At 45.0% G+C, this 18,651-nt stretch carries 16 protein-coding genes, 1 tRNA gene and 1 riboswitch; of the genes, 12 read left to right on the plus strand and 5 right to left on the minus strand.

All coding sequences use genetic code 11. The features are described from left to right. Positions 1–11: 11 nt before the first annotated feature. A complete protein-coding gene (moaB, locus tag R8N49_RS11220) occupies positions 12–524 on the minus strand; it encodes a molybdenum cofactor biosynthesis protein B (RefSeq protein WP_005388935.1) in 513 nt (170 codons plus the stop codon). A gap of 101 nt (positions 525–625) precedes the next feature. Then, positions 626–1,615, minus strand: a complete 990-nt coding sequence (gene moaA, locus R8N49_RS11225) for a GTP 3',8-cyclase MoaA (protein ID WP_186584794.1) — start codon at positions 1,613–1,615, stop codon at positions 626–628. After that, positions 1,604–1,738, minus strand: a riboswitch (molybdenum cofactor riboswitch). (Overlaps the previous gene by 12 nt.) Before the next feature lie 175 nt (positions 1,739–1,913). Between moaA and R8N49_RS11230 the strand changes: the two genes are divergently transcribed. Further along, complete coding sequence (locus R8N49_RS11230) at positions 1,914–2,810, plus strand: YvcK family protein (RefSeq protein WP_186584793.1); 897 nt, start codon at positions 1,914–1,916, stop codon at positions 2,808–2,810. Positions 2,811–2,948: 138 nt separating this feature from the next. On the opposite strand, the gene luxU is transcribed toward R8N49_RS11230, so the two are convergent. The 3 genes from luxU to uvrB all read right to left on the minus strand — a co-directional run bounded on the left by luxU (position 2,949) and on the right by uvrB (position 7,019). Further along, positions 2,949–3,293, minus strand: a complete 345-nt coding sequence (gene luxU, locus R8N49_RS11235; RefSeq protein ID WP_017636054.1) for a quorum-sensing phosphorelay protein LuxU — start codon at positions 3,291–3,293, stop codon at positions 2,949–2,951. Beyond that, positions 3,290–4,696 carry a quorum-sensing sigma-54 dependent transcriptional regulator LuxO gene (gene luxO, locus R8N49_RS11240; RefSeq protein ID WP_005380768.1) on the minus strand — a complete coding sequence of 469 codons (1,407 nt, stop codon included), beginning with the start codon at positions 4,694–4,696 and terminating at the stop codon, positions 3,290–3,292. The genes luxU and luxO overlap by 4 nt, the downstream gene beginning before the upstream one ends. Before the next feature lie 292 nt (positions 4,697–4,988). After that, entirely contained in the window at positions 4,989–7,019 is a 2,031-nt protein-coding gene (gene uvrB / locus R8N49_RS11245; protein ID WP_017636056.1) for an excinuclease ABC subunit UvrB, read from the minus strand. A gap of 559 nt (positions 7,020–7,578) precedes the next feature. Between uvrB and R8N49_RS11250 the strand changes: the two genes are divergently transcribed. The 11 genes from R8N49_RS11250 to R8N49_RS11300 all read left to right on the plus strand — a co-directional run bounded on the left by R8N49_RS11250 (position 7,579) and on the right by R8N49_RS11300 (position 18,549). Further along, positions 7,579–7,654, plus strand: a tRNA-Asn gene (locus R8N49_RS11250). A gap of 350 nt (positions 7,655–8,004) precedes the next feature. Beyond that, positions 8,005–10,302 carry a formate C-acetyltransferase gene (gene pflB, locus R8N49_RS11255; protein WP_053349610.1) on the plus strand — a complete coding sequence of 766 codons (2,298 nt, stop codon included), beginning with the start codon at positions 8,005–8,007 and terminating at the stop codon, positions 10,300–10,302. Between the two features lie 305 nt (positions 10,303–10,607). Continuing rightward, positions 10,608–11,186 carry an electron transport complex subunit RsxA gene (gene rsxA, locus R8N49_RS11260; RefSeq protein WP_005380762.1) on the plus strand — a complete coding sequence of 193 codons (579 nt, stop codon included), beginning with the start codon at positions 10,608–10,610 and terminating at the stop codon, positions 11,184–11,186. 3 nt (positions 11,187–11,189) lie between these two features. Then, on the plus strand, positions 11,190–11,786 hold the full coding sequence (rsxB, locus tag R8N49_RS11265) for an electron transport complex subunit RsxB (RefSeq protein ID WP_005380760.1): 597 nt from the start codon (positions 11,190–11,192) through the stop codon (positions 11,784–11,786). Between the two features lie 8 nt (positions 11,787–11,794). Beyond that, positions 11,795–14,431, plus strand: coding sequence for an electron transport complex subunit RsxC (gene rsxC, locus R8N49_RS11270; RefSeq protein ID WP_318189982.1), 2,637 nt, complete (start codon positions 11,795–11,797; stop codon positions 14,429–14,431). Beyond that, the gene (rsxD, locus tag R8N49_RS11275; protein ID WP_258489221.1) at positions 14,431–15,477 is read left to right on the plus strand and encodes an electron transport complex subunit RsxD; all 1,047 of its coding nucleotides are present in this window, start codon (positions 14,431–14,433) and stop codon (positions 15,475–15,477) included. Before rsxC ends, rsxD begins: the two co-directional genes overlap by 1 nt. A 7-nt stretch (positions 15,478–15,484) precedes the next feature. After that, on the plus strand, positions 15,485–16,117 hold the full coding sequence (rsxG, locus tag R8N49_RS11280) for an electron transport complex subunit RsxG (RefSeq protein WP_006743364.1): 633 nt from the start codon (positions 15,485–15,487) through the stop codon (positions 16,115–16,117). Next, the gene (locus R8N49_RS11285) at positions 16,117–16,809 is read left to right on the plus strand and encodes an electron transport complex subunit E (protein ID WP_005396543.1); all 693 of its coding nucleotides are present in this window, start codon (positions 16,117–16,119) and stop codon (positions 16,807–16,809) included. Before rsxG ends, R8N49_RS11285 begins: the two co-directional genes overlap by 1 nt. A gap of 64 nt (positions 16,810–16,873) precedes the next feature. Beyond that, the gene (nth, locus tag R8N49_RS11290) at positions 16,874–17,515 is read left to right on the plus strand and encodes an endonuclease III (RefSeq protein WP_104979562.1); all 642 of its coding nucleotides are present in this window, start codon (positions 16,874–16,876) and stop codon (positions 17,513–17,515) included. Between the two features lie 32 nt (positions 17,516–17,547). Beyond that, positions 17,548–17,964, plus strand: coding sequence for a lactoylglutathione lyase (gloA, locus tag R8N49_RS11295; protein WP_005380739.1), 417 nt, complete (start codon positions 17,548–17,550; stop codon positions 17,962–17,964). A gap of 150 nt (positions 17,965–18,114) precedes the next feature. Beyond that, entirely contained in the window at positions 18,115–18,549 is a 435-nt protein-coding gene (locus tag R8N49_RS11300; protein ID WP_005384886.1) for a DUF2753 domain-containing protein, read from the plus strand. The last annotated feature ends 102 nt before the right edge of the window (positions 18,550–18,651 follow it).

Raw genomic sequence — 18,651 nt, forward strand, 5'->3', positions numbered from 1 at the left:
TTTAGGAAAGGTTATACAGATAGGTGTGGCATGAAGTTACAAGGGCGATGACTTGCATCCAACTGCTGTTTAATAATTTTTGTCCAGCCTGTGCGGCACGCACCAGTTGAACCTGGCATTGCGAAGATCACGGTGTGGTTAGCAAAACCTGCAATCGCACGAGACTGAATAGTTGACGTACCGATCTCTTCGTACGACACCATACGGAACAACTCACCAAAACCTTCAACTTCTTTATCAAATAGGGGCTTAAGTGCTTCTGGCGTGCTATCACGTGAGGTGAAACCTGTACCGCCAGTAATCATGATCGCTTGTACGCTTTCATCAGCAATCCATTGAGAAACAATCGCGCGGATCTTATACATGTCATCAATAACAATTTGCTTGTCTACTACGTTGTGACCCGCTTCTTGAGCATGCTCAGCTAGGTAACGACCAGAGGTATCGTTTTCTTCAGTACGAGTGTCAGATACCGTTAGAACGGCAATATTTGCAGGTTGGAATTTGCTTTCAGCGTGACCCATTTGTTCACCTATTCTCTTAATTAGCTTTGATACGCTTGGTATCTATTCGGAAAAAGTTAGAGCCAGCTTATCAGTGAACTCGCTCTAAAAATTGAATGAAGTTAGCCGCCGATAGACGCGAGGTGTGGCGTCATACCAGTATTGCCATCATGCAAGAAATGGCTTACCGACTTGGTTTGTAACTGCGCCTGGATACGTTCAATAAGCTCACTCTCTTGCTCATCACGTTCCAAAAGATCACGCAATTCTACACCGTGGTCTCCAAACAGACATAGGTGCAGCTTACCCACCGCAGAAACGCGCAGTCGGTTGCAGCTTTCACAAAAGTCTTTTTCATAAGGCATGATAAGACCTATTTCACCCTTGTAATCAGGATGAACAAATACTTGCGCAGGACCATCATTATGCGAGCGCACTTTCAGCAACCAACCATTTGCAATTAGCTGGTTACGAATTGCCACTCCGGATACATGGTGCTTATTAAATAGCTCATCCATCTCACCCGTTTGCATCAACTCAATGAAACGCAGTTGGATTGGACGATCTTTTATCCAGTTAAGAAACGCTGGCAGCTCGTGATGGTTCAGATCTTTCATCAACACCACATTAACTTTTACTTGCTCATAACCGACCTCGAACGCACGTTCGATACCATTCATGACTTCAGTAAACTTATTTTCACCTGTGATTTGACGAAACATACGCGGGTCAAGGCTATCCACACTGACATTAATGTGGGTTAAACCCGCTTCACGCCAATCTGCGACTTGTTTTGCCATGCGATAGCCATTGGTTGTCGTTGCAACTTTTTGAATGCCAGGCGTCGCCACTACTGAATGGATAATGTCGGTAAAATCTTTGCGTAAGCTAGGCTCACCACCAGTGATGCGCACTTTTGACGTGCCACAATCAGCGAATGCTTTTACGACCCGTTTGATTTCAGGGAGAGATAAAAAAGACGAGTTTTTATTGCCCGAAGGCTTATAGCCATCAGGAAGGCAATAGGTACATTTGAAATTACATACGTCGGTCACAGACAGACGCAAGTAATAAAACTTACGATGAAATTTGTCTTCGAATTGTTGCGCCACGGAACACCTTTCCAAACACGGGAGGCATGGCCATTTCCAATCATGCCCTTGTGACAGTATGCCACTGGCTCAAAACGCCTATCCAAGGACTTAGCAATAGTGAGCTCGGAGTTATGGCAACCAGAGATATGAAATCTCTGATAGCTTTGCGGTGTAAAATACTTAATATTTGTAATGGAATCCAGACTTGAGTGATAAAAAACTCTCTAGAGACACAATTTACCGCTAAGTGAGTACCTTTAAGACACCCCTTAAGATAAATTGTAGCCGTTTTTTATTAGATTATTAGAAGAACATAATGAATATCTACACAGATAAAAAAGTGGTCGCTGTTGGCGGTGGTCATGGCTTAGGTCGAATGCTGGCCGCATTACGAGATTTTGGCAGCAATGCAACTGGGATTGTTGCCACGACTGACAATGGTGGTTCAACAGGAAGAATTCGTCACTGCCAAGGAGGAATCGCTTGGGGAGACACACGTAACTGTATTAATCAGCTCATTACAGAGCCTTCAATCAGTTCGATGATGTTTGAATATCGCTTCAAAGGCACTGGCGAACTTGATGGTCATAATCTTGGTAATTTGATGCTTACTGCACTCGATAACTTATCGGTCAGACCTTTAGATGCCATTAATCTGATTCGCAATATGTTAAAAGTCGATGTTAACATCCTTCCTATGTCCGAACACCCTTCGGATCTTTCCGCGTTATCCGTAGATGGGAAGTGGGTTACGGGAGAAACAAATGTCGACGAAATGAAATCAGACTTGCGACGTTTGGATCTTTCACCAGAAGTGCCTGCTACCAAAGAAGCCATCACAGCTTTGGCGGAAGCGGACGCGATTATTCTTGGCCCTGGCAGTTTTTTAACTAGTATCATGCCTCCTTTATTGCTGCCTGAACTCGGCAAAGCGATTGCAGCAAACACAAAAGCAAAAGTCATTTTTGTTGCTAACCTGAGTCCAGAATACGGCCCAGCGGGACGAATGACGATGGCTCAAAAATTAGAATGGTGTGAACGTGCCTGTCAAGGAAGAAAAATAGACGTGGTTCTAGCAGAGAAAACCGAGCAAGACGTCTTAAGTCAATGGAATGTAGTGACGGAGTCACTCGCCTCCTCTAACCGAGACTGGCGTCACGATAGAAACAAGCTCAAACTAGCGATTGAAAGTCAGCTACAACTTTCTATTTAAGAGCACGTTACCTGGCTAGCGCCCTCTTTTAAGGTGTTTATTGATAATGAAAACCCTTCTGTCATCGAAGGGTTTTAGTTCAGGCATCCAGTAAGAACAGATGTTTACTAAGAAAAAATGGTTAATAGGAATAAATAGTTACTGTCGCCAAGAGCGATAAGCATCTCGAGTTTCGTGCAAAAGATCGAACATAGCCTCTAACTCCTCAGACTCCGCAGTTAACTCACCGGCTTTCGCTTTTTTGTCTATGGACATCGCCAGTTCACAAAGGCGATCTGCCCCAAAGCTCGCAGCACTACTTTTCAACGCGTGGCTGATTTCTTTTGAGTAAGCTAATCGCTCTGCCCCCTGTAGTTGGGATAAGTTCTCGATATAGGTATCCATTTCTCCTAGGAAGATATCGAACAGTACAGGTACGTTGTCACTGCCAATTTCCATCGACAGTTCATCTATTTTTTGCTGATTTAATACATTTACACTCATACTTTTTGCCGCTCTTCCTTGCCGTTCCATGCCTGTAACTTGCGGTAAATCGTCGACGGACTGACATCAAGGTATCCCGCCGCTCGAGGAATATTGCCATCACATGCTTCAATCGCTTGCTCGATTGCCATTTTTTCCGTCATCCATAATGGCATAATCTCAGATGCGGTCATCGCTTTCGGCTCAATTAATTTAGCCACAGACGACGGACGGTCAAGCGGTTGATTCAACGGTGGCGGTAACATGTCCAACGTAATCTCTTTACCGTTGTTTAGAACAACGATATTGCGTAGCACGTTTTGTAACTGACGAACGTTACCCGGCCACTCATAGCTGTTGAATCGCTCGATGACATCAGGCGCAAAACGTATGAAGCTTTTTCCTTCTTCGTGTGACATGTAACCTAACAGTGAGTATGCAATTTCAATAACATCTTCGCCTCGTTCGCGTAAAGGCGGTAAATGCAAAGGAATGACATACAAACGATAGTACAAATCTTCACGGAATCGACCTTCTTGCACCTCTTTCCATGGGTCACGGTTAGTGGCACACACAAAGCGCACATCCACGCTCTTCATTTTTGAGGAACCCACTTTTTGGAATGTGCCCGTTTGAATAAATCGTAGCAACTTGGTTTGTAAATCCAAGTCCATCTCACAAAGCTCATCTAGAAAAAGTGTGCCGCCATCCGCTAACTCAGCTGCCCCTTGACGATCATTCGCAGCGCCAGTAAAGGCCCCTTTTACGTGACCAAACAGTTCACTCTCAATCAAATCTTTTGGAATTGCAGCACAGTTAATTGCAATAAAAGGTTTGTCACCTCGTTTACTTGCTGCGTGAATAGCCTCGGCACATACCTCTTTACCAGTACCACTTTCACCAGTGATAAAAATACTCGCTTTACTGCTCGCAGCTGAATCTATCGTACGGTAAACCTGCTGCATGGTTTGGCTACTGCCGATAAACCCCTGATAGCTCTGATTACCTGGATTATCGGCTTCATTTTTTAGTTTGGTCGCTTTACGAATGGCATTGTTAACCGTGACACGTAAACGGTCTGCTTCACACGGTTTGATTAAAAAGTCTTGTGAGCCATGACGCATGGCCTCGACAGCGGTATCGATAGAACCGTGAGCGGTCATAAAGATTATAGGTACGTCGGGATGACTCTTTTTAACGGCATGTAAAACGTCCATCCCCGTCATATCTGGCAGACGGAGATCGAGTAAAATAAGATCTGGAATTCGATGATTTAGGCTCTCAATGGCATCCCTACCTGTGCCGACAATATTGATATCTATGCCAAGCGGTGTCAGGTATGAGCGGTACAGAGCCGCAACAGATGCGGTGTCCTCGACCATTAAAAGGTAACGAGACTTTGGGCCTTCGGGTTTTTGTTGCATAACCTAGCTATTATTTTGTTGTGTTTTAAACAATAATCGCATTACGCTTTGCATTTTGCAAATAACATTAGCTAAATTATGAGCAAAGGAAAAAATTCAAAAATAATATCAATTATTTAAAAAGTGGCACAAACCATGCTGTAACGATAGTGACCCCTCGGGTCACCTAGCCAACTGACGTTGTTAGTGAACGATATGTTCACAAAACAAGCCAATAGACCCGACTGCCTATTGGCTTCTTTTTTTTTACAAGCGACCTAAAATGCTTAGATAGCTAAATCGGTAAGTTTGTTCAACTATTTGCGATGAACTGCGCTCGTAGTTTTTCAATCTCGTCACGCTTTTGTGCCGCTAACTCAAATTCTAAATCTTGCGCATGCTGATACATCGCCGCCTCCAGTCGACTGATTTCTTTTTCTAGCTGCTGAGGGGACAGTGCCTCGTAAGTTTGCGAAGGCTCCGCCACTTTCGATAATGGTACCTGTTTAGTGTTACGCTGGCGTTTAGACTTAGTGATATCGCCAAGTTCCATGATGTCTTTGATATTTCGTTTGAGCGCTTGTGGCGAAATACCCATTTCTTCGTTGTACGCTTCCTGCTTCTCGCGACGACGGTTAGTTTCATCCATCGCCTTTTTCATTGAGTTGGTGATTCGGTCAGCGTATAAAATCGCCTTACCTTCGATGTTTCGTGCAGCACGACCAATGGTCTGAATGAGTGAGCGTTCAGACCGCAAGAAGCCCTCTTTATCCGCATCCAAAATTGCAACTAACGAGACCTCTGGCATATCCAGGCCCTCTCTCAATAAGTTGATTCCCACCAGCACGTCAAATTCTCCAAGGCGAAGGTCACGGATAATTTCCACACGCTCAACAGTATCAATGTCTGAGTGTAAATAACGTACCTTAACATCATGTTCGTGAAGGTATTCGGTGAGATCTTCAGCCATTCGTTTGGTCAGTGTTGTAACCAGAACTCGCTCATCTTTAGCAGCGCGAATACGGATCTCAGACAATAGGTCGTCGACTTGGGTCGCTACTGGGCGAACTTCCAACTCAGGGTCAAGCAAGCCTGTAGGACGAACGACTTGATCCGCTACATCACCCGCCGATTTTTCTAGTTCGTAATTTCCAGGAGTAGCAGAGACGAAAATCGTTTGTGGCGCTAGTGCTTCAAACTCCTCAAACTTCAGTGGACGATTATCCAAAGCTGAAGGTAACCGGAAACCAAACTCCACCAGCGTTTCTTTACGCGAACGGTCGCCTTTATACATGGCACCTATCTGCGGTACTGTCACGTGAGATTCATCGATGATCAACAAGCCATCATGAGGTAAGTAGTCAAACAGGGTTGGTGGCGGCTCACCTTCCGAGCGTCCACTGAGATAACGAGAATAGTTTTCGATACCGGAGCAAAAGCCCAACTCATTCATCATTTCGATATCGAATTGAGTGCGCTGGCTAATTCGCTGCTCTTCCAGTAGCTTGTTGTTATCTAGAAGCTGCTTTTTGCGCACTTCTAGTTCGACTTTAATATTTTCAATCGCTTCAAGAATGCGATCTCTTGGCGTCACATAGTGCGTCTTGGGATAGATGGTATAGCGCGGCAAGTCTCGTTGTTTGACCACGCCTGTCAATGGGTCGAACACACTGATGCAATCCACCTCATCGTCAAACATCTCAACGCGCACAGCGTCTTGGTCTGATTCAGCAGGGAATATATCAATCACCTCGCCACGGACACGGAACTGCCCTCGCTCAAAAGCAACATCATTGCGCGAGTATTGGAGCTCCGCTAGGCGACGAAGCATATCACGCTGATCAATCACATCTCCACGTCGCAAATGAAGCATCATTTGTAAGTAGGATTCCGGATCACCCAAACCATAGATAGCTGAAACCGAAGCAACGATAATAGCGTCTTTCCGTTCCAATAAAGCTTTAGTGGCAGACAGTCGCATTTGCTCAATGTGGGCGTTAACCGAAGCGTCCTTTTCAATGAAAGTATCTGTTGTGGGAACGTATGCTTCAGGTTGGTAGTAATCGTAGTAAGAAACAAAATACTCAACCGCATTATTAGGAAAGAATGACTTCATCTCACCATATAACTGAGCAGCAAGCGTTTTGTTTGGCGCAAGTAATATTGCAGGTCGTTGGGCTTGAGCAATCACATTCGCTAGTGTGAAGGTTTTACCTGAGCCTGTGACCCCCAACAAGGTTTGATGTGCTAGCCCAGCATCGAGCCCCTCAAGCAACTGATTGATCGCTCCTGGTTGATCGCCCGATGGCTGATAATCGGAGACCAATTCATAGACTTTACTCATACCCTTCCTCAATTTTACTGCGCTTTGGCTGTATATATATACACCTTAGCTAATGAAATCTACGTCTATCGAGAATTTAACCATCATTGTTAATAAATTTTCTTGTTTGTCTAGAATGCTATAGCCATACAAAAGTGACTCTGATATAGTACTTCGCCCTAGTTGAAGAGCTACACACATTCTTTACATTATAGTTTCCACAACTTTTCCCCAAAAATTAGCTTAAAACTTTCTTATCCCCAAAAGATTGATTTTTATCCACTTTGAATACCTTTTGATTAACATCGATAAATCTCTGTTTTATTTGCTTATTTTACGCATAACTCCGACTAAAAACTCATTAAATAAAAACTTAGTTGCATATTAATTTTCTTTACCCAGATCTCATCAACATACTTATCCACAAATTTAGTGGATAACTAACCTCGAGCCTTTACTGGCAAGCCATACAGAAAAGTAAAGCCCTTAAATCAATATTTTTTGCTAAAAATGTATTTTTTTACTGTTGACAGTAGTTTGAGTGCTCGGTAAGATTCTTCCCGCTTTCAAGCAAAGCAATTCCTCCTTAGCTCAGTTGGTAGAGCGACGGACTGTTAATCCGCAGGTCGCTGGTTCGAGCCCAGCAGGAGGAGCCAGATTATAGAAAAGCCGTGTCGCAAGACACGGCTTTTTTGTATCTTAATCGCCATGAAATCTAAGCCAATCTAGGCGCCATAAAATCACACCGAAATAAGTTCAAATTACAGAACTCATAACATTGTCATAGATAGTGTTCTCACAGCACCACACATTTAATTCTGTCTCTTTTCTAGCAAAACACAATCGTAAATAGTTGAATCTATTATTAATGCAATTTAATCATTAAAAAAATGAAAAGCATTCATTTTACTCATAATAAATAAATCCATACGATTAAAAGGGTTAAGAATGGTTCCGTCCTACTCGTCGCCTCCATTCTAATTATCAATAACTTAGGGATTTACTTATGACTATTCCGACAACTGACATGCTAGATGCATGGGCTGGATTTACTGCTGGTGAATGGCAAAACTCTGTCAACACTCGTGACTTCATCCAAAAAAACTATACACCCTATGAGGGAGACGAGACTTTCTTAGCTGAAGTTAGCGAATCCACTTCAGCGTTATGGAACCAAGTGCTTGAAGGCATAAAACAAGAAAGCCGCACACACGCCCCTATTGATTTTGACACAGACTTGCCCTCAACAATCACTTCCCACGATGCAGGCTACATCAACAAAGATCTGGAAAAGATCGTTGGCTTACAAACTGATCAACCGCTAAAACGTGCAATCATCGCCAATGGCGGGATTCGCATGGTAAAAAACTCGTGCGAAGTTTATGGCCGCGAGCTAGATCCAACGGTTGAAAAAATCTTCACTGAATACCGTAAAACTCACAACAAAGCGTGTTTCGACCTTTACACCCAAGAAATTCTAGCCTGTCGTAAATCAGGCATCATCACGGGCCTTCCTGATGCCTATGGCCGTGGTCGTATCATTGGTGACTATCGTCGTCTCGCCCTATACGGTATCGACTTCTTAAAAGCAGACAAAAAAGAGCAATACAACTCAACACAAACGTTCTTAGAACAAGGCAACGATCTTGAGAAAACACTTCGTCTTCGCGAAGAAATAGCTGATCAAGTTCAAGCGCTTGAAGACATTCGTCAAATGGGTCTGAAATACGGCATTGATATGTCGCTACCTGCAAAAACTGCACAAGAAGCGATCCAATTTACCTACTTTGGCTACCTAGCGGCGGTTAAATCGCAAAACGGCGCAGCAATGTCACTGGGCCGTACTTCGACTTTCCTAGACGTCTATCTAGAACGCGATATAGCAAACGGTTTGATTGATGAATCACAAGCGCAAGAAATGATTGACCACTTCATCATGAAGCTACGCATGGTTCGCTTCCTACGCACACCAGAATACGATTCATTGTTCTCTGGCGACCCAATCTGGGCAACCGAAGCCATGGCTGGTATGGGCGTTGATGGCCGTACGCTAGTATCTAAAACGACATTCCGGTACTTACATACACTACATACTATGGGCCCTGCTCCTGAGCCAAACATGACGATTCTTTGGTCAGAGCAATTACCTGAAGCGTTCAAACAATATGCTGCAAAAGTGTCGATTGATACCTCTTCGGTTCAATACGAAAACGACGATCTAATGCGTCCTGATTTCGACAATGACGACTACGCGATTGCCTGTTGTGTGAGCCCGCAGGTTGTTGGTCAGCACATGCAATTCTTTGGTGCACGTGCCAACCTTGCAAAAGCACTGCTTTACACCATCAATGGTGGTATCGATGAAAAATCGAAAGCGCAAGTGGGTCCGGTAGTGGACAAAGTTCAAGATGAAATTCTCGACTTTGACGCTTTGATGCCTCGTTTCGACAATATGTTGGAGTGGCTAGCAACGCAATACGTCACAGCGTTGAACATCATCCATTACTCACATGACCGTTACAGCTACGAAGCATCACTGATGGCATTGATGGATCGCGACGTGCACCGCACCATGGCGTGTGGTATTGCAGGTCTGTCTGTTGTCGCTGACTCTTTGGCGGCAATTAAATACGCGACCGTGAAGCCTGTTCGTGATGAAGATGGCATCGCCGTTGATTTTGAAATCGAAGGTGATTATCCAAAATTTGGTAACAACGATGCCCGTGTTGATGACATCGCTTGTGATCTAGTTGAGCGCTTCATGAAGAAAATTCAGAAGATGCACACCTACCGCGAAGCAGTGCCAACTCAATCGATTTTAACAATCACATCTAACGTGGTTTACGGTAAAAAAACGGGTAATACACCTGATGGCCGTCGCGCAGGTATGCCTTTTGGACCGGGTGCAAACCCAATGCACGGTCGTGATGAAAAAGGGGCGGTTGCGTCTCTGGCATCGGTTTCTAAATTACCGTTTGCTTACGCTAAAGATGGTATTTCTTACACTTTCTCAATTGTGCCGAGCGCATTGGGTAAAGATGACTTGAGTCAGAAGAAGAACCTAGCTGCGCTAATGGATGGTTACTTCCATCACGAAGCAAGCAACGAGGGCATTGCGATTGAAGGTGGTCAACACCTTAACGTCAACGTTCTGGACCGAGAGATGTTATTGGATGCGGTTGAACATCCAGAGAAATACCCTCAGTTGACGATTCGAGTGTCTGGTTATGCGGTACGTTTTAACTCTCTAACGACAGAGCAACAGCAAGACGTCATCACTCGTACCTTCACAAGTAAGATATAAACACAGTCCATCAAGCACTCAGAAAGTTTAAATAATTAGCTTGTAAATATGCGTTGCCCGCCTCTCTTTTCTACCTGGGAGAGGCGGGCTTTTTTTAAAATCACACATTAGATGAAAATTAATAGGTAGTATCCTCTCGCTAACAATACATTCAGCAAACGATTCAATTTCTTATTGATTCATCAAAATACATCAATTAGACGACTATTTTTCCATCGTGTATGTAAAACCACATCGTTCACTGGTTGTTATTGGTGTCACAAAACACGATAATATCAAGATCGGATTTTAAGAACGTAATAACTATGACCGAATATGTTTTGTTGTTGGTCGGCACTGTGCTGGTGAACAACTTTGTACTGGTGAAGTTTTTGGGCCTATGTCCTTTCATGGGCGTGTCCAAAAAACTGGAAACAGCAATAGGTATGGGCTTAGCGACAACTTTTGTGCTAACGCTCGCGTCAGTGTGTGCGTATTTAGTGGAAAGCTACATCCTTCGTCCACTGGGTATTGAGTACCTTCGAACCATGAGTTTTATTTTGGTGATAGCCGTTGTGGTGCAGTTCACCGAAATGGTTGTGCACAAAACCAGCCCGACGCTTTATCGCTTGCTTGGCATTTTCTTACCGCTGATCACAACAAACTGCGCAGTATTGGGCGTGGCACTTCTTAACATTAATGAAAACCATAACTTTATTGAATCGATCATCTACGGCTTCGGCGCCGCTGTTGGTTTCTCATTGGTGTTGATACTTTTTGCATCCATGCGAGAGCGCATAGCCGCCGCCGACGTTCCTGTACCTTTTAAAGGTGCATCAATAGCAATGATTACAGCAGGTTTAATGTCACTCGCCTTTATGGGCTTTACAGGTTTGGTGAAGTAAGCGATGAGTACGATTTTAATTGCGATTATCGCGTTAGCGGTTCTGGCTGCGATTTTCGGCGCGATACTTGGTTTTGCTTCTATTCGCTTTAAAGTTGAAGCGGACCCTATTGTGGATCAAATCGACGCCATTTTACCGCAAACTCAATGCGGTCAATGTGGCTACCCTGGTTGCCGCCCTTATGCTGAAGCAATTGCAAATGGCGACCACATCAACAAATGTCCACCTGGTGGTCAGGCAACAATCGAAAAGCTCGCCGACTTAATGGGTGTTGAGCCAGAAGAATCTGCGCACGATCTCGACAGCAAAATTCCAACCGTTGCGTTTATTCATGAAGACATGTGTATTGGCTGCACTAAGTGTATTCAGGCGTGTCCGGTGGATGCAATTGTAGGCGGAACAAAGGCGGTCCATACCGTAATCAAAGACGAATGTACGGGCTGTGACTTGTGTGTTGCCCCATGTCCGACTGATTGTATTGAAATGATTCCTGTGGCAACGACCACAGAAAGCTGGAAGTGGCAACTTCACTCCATTCCGGTACTTAACATTACGGATGCTGCCGACAATGCAGCGAACGTGAAAGATTCAATTAAGTAAGGTTTCACATGTTGTCTTTGATTGAACAAATTCGTACAGGCGCGCTTTGGGATTTCCCAGGTGGTGTGCATCCGGCAGAAAATAAAAAGCAGTCCAACAAAACTGAACTCGCTCATGCGGCTATCCCGTCAGAAATTGTATTGCCGCTAAAACAGCACATTGGTAAAGCGGGTAACCTACTGGTTGCCGAAGGTGACTACGTATTAAAAGGTCAGCCATTAACGCAATCGGAGACCGGCTTTACGGTTCCAGTGCATGCTCCAACATCAGGTACGCTCACCGCGATTGAGCCACGAACTGTCGCGCACCCTTCTGGGTTAAGTGAGTTGTGCGCAGTCATCACGCCTGATGGGAAAGATGCATGGTGTGAAAGAAACCCCGTCGCAGATTACCAACAAGAAACCCCTGACGCACTGATTGATATTATTCGTCTCGCTGGTATTTCTGGTATGGGTGGCGCAGGTTTCCCTACTGCAAAAAAAATCCAATCAGGTTTTGCTCGTACCGAGATTCTTATCGTTAATGCAGCAGAGTGCGAGCCATACATCACGTCTGATGACAAGCTCATGCAAGAACATGCCGAAGAGCTTATTCAAGGTATCGAAATTGTCGAACATATCCTGACACCAAAGCTCACGATTATTGGCATTGAAGACAACAAACCAGAAGCAATCAAAGCGCTAGAAGCTGCGGCTATAAACAAAGATATCGTTATTCGCGTTATCCCAACTAAATACCCTTCTGGCGGTGAAAAACAGCTGATCAAAATTTTAACCAATAAAGAAGTGCCAAGTGGCGCGATTCCAGCCGATATTGGTATTTTGGTTCAGAATGTTGGTTCTCTTTACGCTATAAAACGCGCAGTCATCGACGGTGAGCCGATGATAAAACGCATCGTGACTCTCACTGGTAAAACCTTCAAACAACCACGCAACGTTTGGGCATTATTAGGGACACCAGTACAAGCACTGTTGGATGAGTTTGGCTATAAAGCAGATAAGAAGTTACAGCGTTTAATTATGGGTGGGCCAATGATGGGCTTTACCCTTCCTCACTCCCAAGTGCCGATTACCAAGACAGCAAACTGTATCCTTGCTCCGACTCGTCGTGAGATCTCTCCGCACCAGTATGAGATGGAATGTATTCGCTGTAGCCAATGTGCAGAAGCGTGCCCTGCTTCGCTGCTGCCTCAACAACTGCAATGGCATGCAAAAGCTGAAGAGTATGACAAACTCGAAGAATTAAACTTAAAGGATTGTATCGAGTGCGGCGCTTGTGCGTTTGTATGTCCAAGTGAAATTCCGCTCGTACAGTACTACCGCCAAGCGAAAGCAGAAATTAGAACTAGAACACAAGAAGCGGAAGCTGCAGAGCGAGCAAAACTGCGTTTTGAAGAGAAAAAAGCGCGTATGGAACGCGAAAAAGCAGAACGTGAAAATCGCTTCAAGAAAGCTGCCGATCAGCGCCGTAAAGAGATGAAGTCTTCTGGCGGCGATGATGCGATAGCAGCAGCAATCGCACGAGTGAAAGCTCAAAAGACAGAAACCACAGAAAAAACAGAGCCAGCAGTAAAACCAGCCGTAGCGGCAGCCATTGCCAAAGCGAAGGCGAAACAAGCGGCAGCAGCTAAAGCAGGCTCTAGTGAACCTGATAACTCAGAAATGGCAAAACTGCGCGAAGAGCGCAAACGTCTTGCTCGCGAACGGAAAGCGCAAAAAGAACAAGGCGAAACGCCAGACAATAACGCTGATGATAAAAAGTCGGCAGTTGCGGCCGCCATCGCCCGAGCTAAAGCGAAAAAAGCACAACAAGAAGATTCAACTGAATCTGTAGAATCGGAAACGTCTGCACAGCAAGACAGCGATCCGAAGAAAGCCGCGGTTGCTGCTGCCATTGCACGTGCCAAAGCACGTAAAGCGAAGCAAGCAGACTCAACTGAAGCGGAAGAAGCTGACGCACCTGCTGAGCAAACCGACGATCCGAAAAAAGCCGCAGTTGCCGCTGCAATTGCTCGAGCCAAAGCGCGCAAAGCTAAGCAAGCAGACTCAACCGAAGCGGAAGAAGCTGACGCACCTGCCGAGCAAACCGAAGATCCGAAAAAAGCCGCCGTGGCTGCTGCGATTGCACGTGCCAAAGCACGTAAAGCGAAGCAAGCAGACTCAACTGAAGCGGAAGAAGCTGAAGCACCTACTGAGCAAACCAACGATCCGAAAAAAGCCGCCGTGGCTGCTGCGATTGCACGTGCCAAAGGGCGAAAAGCGAAGCAAGCAGACTCAACTGAAGCGGAAGAAGCTGACGCACCTGCCGAGCAAACCGACGATCCGAAAAAAGCCGCAGTTGCCGCTGCCATTGCACGTGCCAAAGCGCGCAAAGCGAAGCAAGCAGACTCAGCTGAAGCGGAAGAAGCTGAAGCACCTGCCGAGCAAACCGAAGATCCGAAAAAAGCCGCCGTGGCTGCTGCCATCGCTCGAGCCAAAGCGCGCAAAGCGAAGCAAGAAACGCAAACAGAGCCTGTTGAAGAAGCAGCTTCCGAAGAACCAGAAGAGGATCCGAAGAAAGCCGCGGTTGCCGCAGCAATTGCGCGCGCGAAGGCACGCAAAGCGCAACAAGAAGCTAATAAAAATAATACTGAGGAGAACGAGTAGTGTCGTTTTTTATTGCCAGTTCACCGCATACCCACAGTCGTCGTAGTACGCCAGACTTAATGAAATGGGTGGCACTTTGCGCACTTCCAGGTTTAGTAGCTCAAACCTACTTCTTTGGCTGGGGTACGCTTATTCAACTAATTTTTGCCATTGCAGTCGCTGTATCCCTTGAAGCCTTAGTCATGATCTGTCGTAAACGCTCACCAATGAGAGCGCTACGTGATAACAGTGCAATAGTTACCGCTTGGTTGTTAGCCGTTGCTATACCACCATGGTCTCCGTGGTGGATTATGGTGATCGGACTTATTTTTGCGATAGTAATCGCTAAACACCTCTATGGTGGCCTTGGACAAAACTTATTCAACCCTGCAATGGTCGCTTATGTGGTCTTGTTGATCTCTTTCCCAGTACAAATGACGAGTTGGAGTGCACCGACATCACTCATACCTGATCATGTAAATTTTGCAGATACACTCTCTTTAATTTTTACGGGCTATGATTACGACGGCTTATCGCTTCAGCAAGTTCGAACAGGGGTTGACGGTGTGACAATGGCGACGCCACTTGATGCATTTAAGACCGGCATTCATACAGGTGCAACCCCAAGCGAAGTACTGTCGCAGCCAATATTCGATGGATTAGCTGGCATTGGTTGGCAATGGGTAAATCTTGCCTACTTACTTGGTGGTTTAGTGATGATCAAAAAACGTATCATCCAATGGTATATCCCCGTAGGCTTCCTAGCGAGCCTGACGCTATTTAGCCTCGTGTTCAGCTTGCTGACCCCAGGGGAAACTGCGTCGCCAATCTTCCACTTGTTATCAGGTGCAACCATGCTTGGCGCATTCTTTATTGCAACCGATCCCGTGTCGGCGTCTACCACCGTTAAAGGACGTTTGATCTTTGGCGCGCTTATTGGTGCTTTGGTCTTTATCATTCGCAGTTGGGGCGGCTTCCCTGATGGTGTTGCATTCGCAGTGTTACTTGCAAATATGTGTGTGCCACTGATCGATTACTACACCAAACCTAGAACTTACGGTCACTGAGGTAAACATGTTAACCGCTATTAGAAAAAATGGTCTGACACTTGCGATCTTTGCCTGTGCAACAACCGGATTAGTCGCCTTTACTCAGTACCTAACAAAAGACCAAATCAAGATACAAGAACAACAACAATTGCTTTCTGTTTTGAATCAAGTCATTCCAGAAAACATGCATGACAACGCACTCACGCAAGCCTGCACTATGGTCACGTCACCAGAACTGGGGACATTGCGTGCGATGCCAGCCTACCTCGCCACGAAGAATGGTGAACCGACAGCAATCGCAATAGAATCCATCGCGCCAGATGGCTACAATGGTGAGATAAAAGTTATTACTGGGATTGACAATCAGGGCAATATTTTGGGGACACGCGTCTTAAGCCATCAAGAAACCCCTGGCCTGGGCGACAAAATTGATCTTCGTGTCACCGACTGGATCCTGAGCTTTACGGGCAAACAAGTCACGGAAAGTAACTGGAACTCATGGAAAGTTCGTAAAGATGGTGGTGATTTCGATCAATTTACTGGTGCAACGATCACACCTAGAGCCGTCGTAAAAGTGGTGCGAAATACCGTTAACTACGTAAACCAATCTCGTGAAGACATTCTTAGCCAACCGTTAGGCTGTGAAGGAGAGCAGTAATGAGTGAAAATAAATTGCTGATGAAAAACGGTATGTGGAGCAATAACCCTGCTCTCGTACAGCTGCTGGGTCTGTGTCCACTACTAGCGGTTTCTTCCACAATAACCAATGCCTTAGGTCTTGGTATTGCAACCTTATTAGTGCTGGTCGGCTCCAACGTCACGGTTTCTCTTATTCGTAATTACGTACCAAAAGAGATCCGCATTCCTGTATTCGTGATGATTATTGCCTCACTTGTTACCTGCGTTCAGTTATTGATGAATGCCTATGCGTATGGTTTATACCTGTCTCTTGGTATCTTTATTCCTCTGATTGTAACGAACTGCATCATTATTGGTCGAGCTGAAGCATACGCTTCAAAAAATGATGTTGCGCCTGCAGCATTAGACGGTTTATGGATGGGTCTTGGTATGACAAGCGTTTTGGTCGTGCTAGGTGCCATGCGTGAGTTAATTGGTAATGGCACACTATTCGACGGGGCAGATCTGCTATTAGGAGACTGGGCATCCGCTCTCCGCATTCAAGTTTTCCAATTTGACAACAGCTTTCTGCTAGCGCTTCTTCCACCCGGTGCATTTATCGGCGTTGGTCTGTTGATAGCGCTTAAAAATGTCATCGATAATTCAGTCCAGGCACGTCAACCAAAAGAAGAAAAACCAACCATAGAACGTGCTCGCGTCACTAACGCATAACAAGATAAGGCTCTGTCATAGGAGCCTTTTTCATAAACCGCAGAGACGGTATTGGAAGTCAGCAATGAACAAAATAAAAAGAATCGAAATTCTTGAGCGATTACGAGAAAACAATCCGAATCCTCAAACTGAGCTTAACTGGAGCTCCCCTTTTGAGCTGCTAATCGCGGTATTATTATCAGCGCAAGCAACCGATGTAAGTGTCAATAAAGCCACCGACAAACTTTTCCCTGTCGCTAATACACCGCAAAGTATTCTCGGTTTGGGAGTTGATGGCTTAAAAGAATACATAAAGACCATCGGTTTGTTTAACTCAAAGGCAGAAAACACTATCAAGACTTGTAAGATCTTGTTGGAAAAACACAATGGTGAAGTTCCTGAAGATCGTGCAGCGTTAGAAGCGCTACCAGGCGTAGGTCGCAAGACCGCAAACGTCGTGCTCAACACCGCTTTTGGTTGGCCAACCATTGCCGTCGATACGCACATTTATCGCGTGTCGAATCGTACTAAGTTTGCAATGGGCAAAACGGTTGATGATGTCGAGCAAAAGCTATTAAAAGTTGTGCCAAAAGAGTTCAAACTCGATGTGCACCACTGGCTCATTCTTCATGGCCGCTACACGTGCTTGGCGAGAAAGCCTCGCTGCGGTAGCTGCATTATTGAAGATTTGTGCGAATATAAAGAGAAAGTATATCCAGATAGCTAACGCTATTTGAAAATCAAAGCTAGGAGCAAAAAATGTCAAATGGTCGAATTCTCCACACTATGCTTCGCGTAGGTGATCTAGACAAATCCATCAAGTTTTACACTGAAGTTATGGGCATGCAGTTGCTTCGTACGAACGAGAATAAAGAGTACGAATACACACTGGCGTTTCTTGGCTACGGTGACGAATCCCAAGGTGCTGTGATCGAGCTAACTTACAACTGGGGTAAAACTGAATATGACCTAGGTACTGCTTTTGGTCATATCGCCATTGGTGTTGATGATATCTACACAACTTGCGACGCTATCAAAGCGGCGGGCGGTAATGTGACGCGTGAACCAGGTCCAGTAAAAGGCGGAAGCACGCACATTGCATTCGTAAAAGACCCAGATGGTTATATGATTGAGCTTATCCAAAACAAGCAAGCTTCAGCAGGTCTTGAAGGCTAAGCGGCACTTCTAATAATCACTTGTACTGCAAGTTGAACATCGATTACAGGCAGGTCTGCGATCTGCCTGTTCTTTTATAAACAAAACACTTTACTTGATAATAATTATCGTTTAGATTTATTCGCAACTTCGATATGCGGGATTACGATAATGATCAGTGAATGGGAAAAACACACACTTCTAGCCGATACGGCACTTCAACTAGATGACCCTGTTCGCAGCATTCTTCATTACCAGCAAGCCCTAAGCCTGAGTGAAGATATTAGCGAATGTGTGGAAATTGAAGCAGACGAGCGATTATTAATTTCTGTGATTTCTTGTCATAACTTAGCTCAGTTCTGGCGTTGGGCCGGAGACACTGACTATGAACTCAAATACCTTCAGCTGGCTTCAGAGAAAGTCTTAACACTCATCCCACAATGCCCAAATAAAGAATGTGCAAGCTTTATCGACTCAATAGGATGTTGCACTAAAGCATTAATAGACTTCATGAAACGTCACCCTAATCCGGCTATTGCCAAACAGGTTGAAAAAATCGATACCGCAACAAATTGCGAAGTCATTGCCAAATTCCGCTTAAACTAACATTCAAATTATACAGCTGGAATCACCGAAAGGTACTTAGCAAAATCCCATTAAAATATTATTAACAACGTCAGTAAATTAAAAACGCCGAAGCTTTCAGCT

Source organism: Vibrio sp. 1978 (assembly GCF_033344345.1).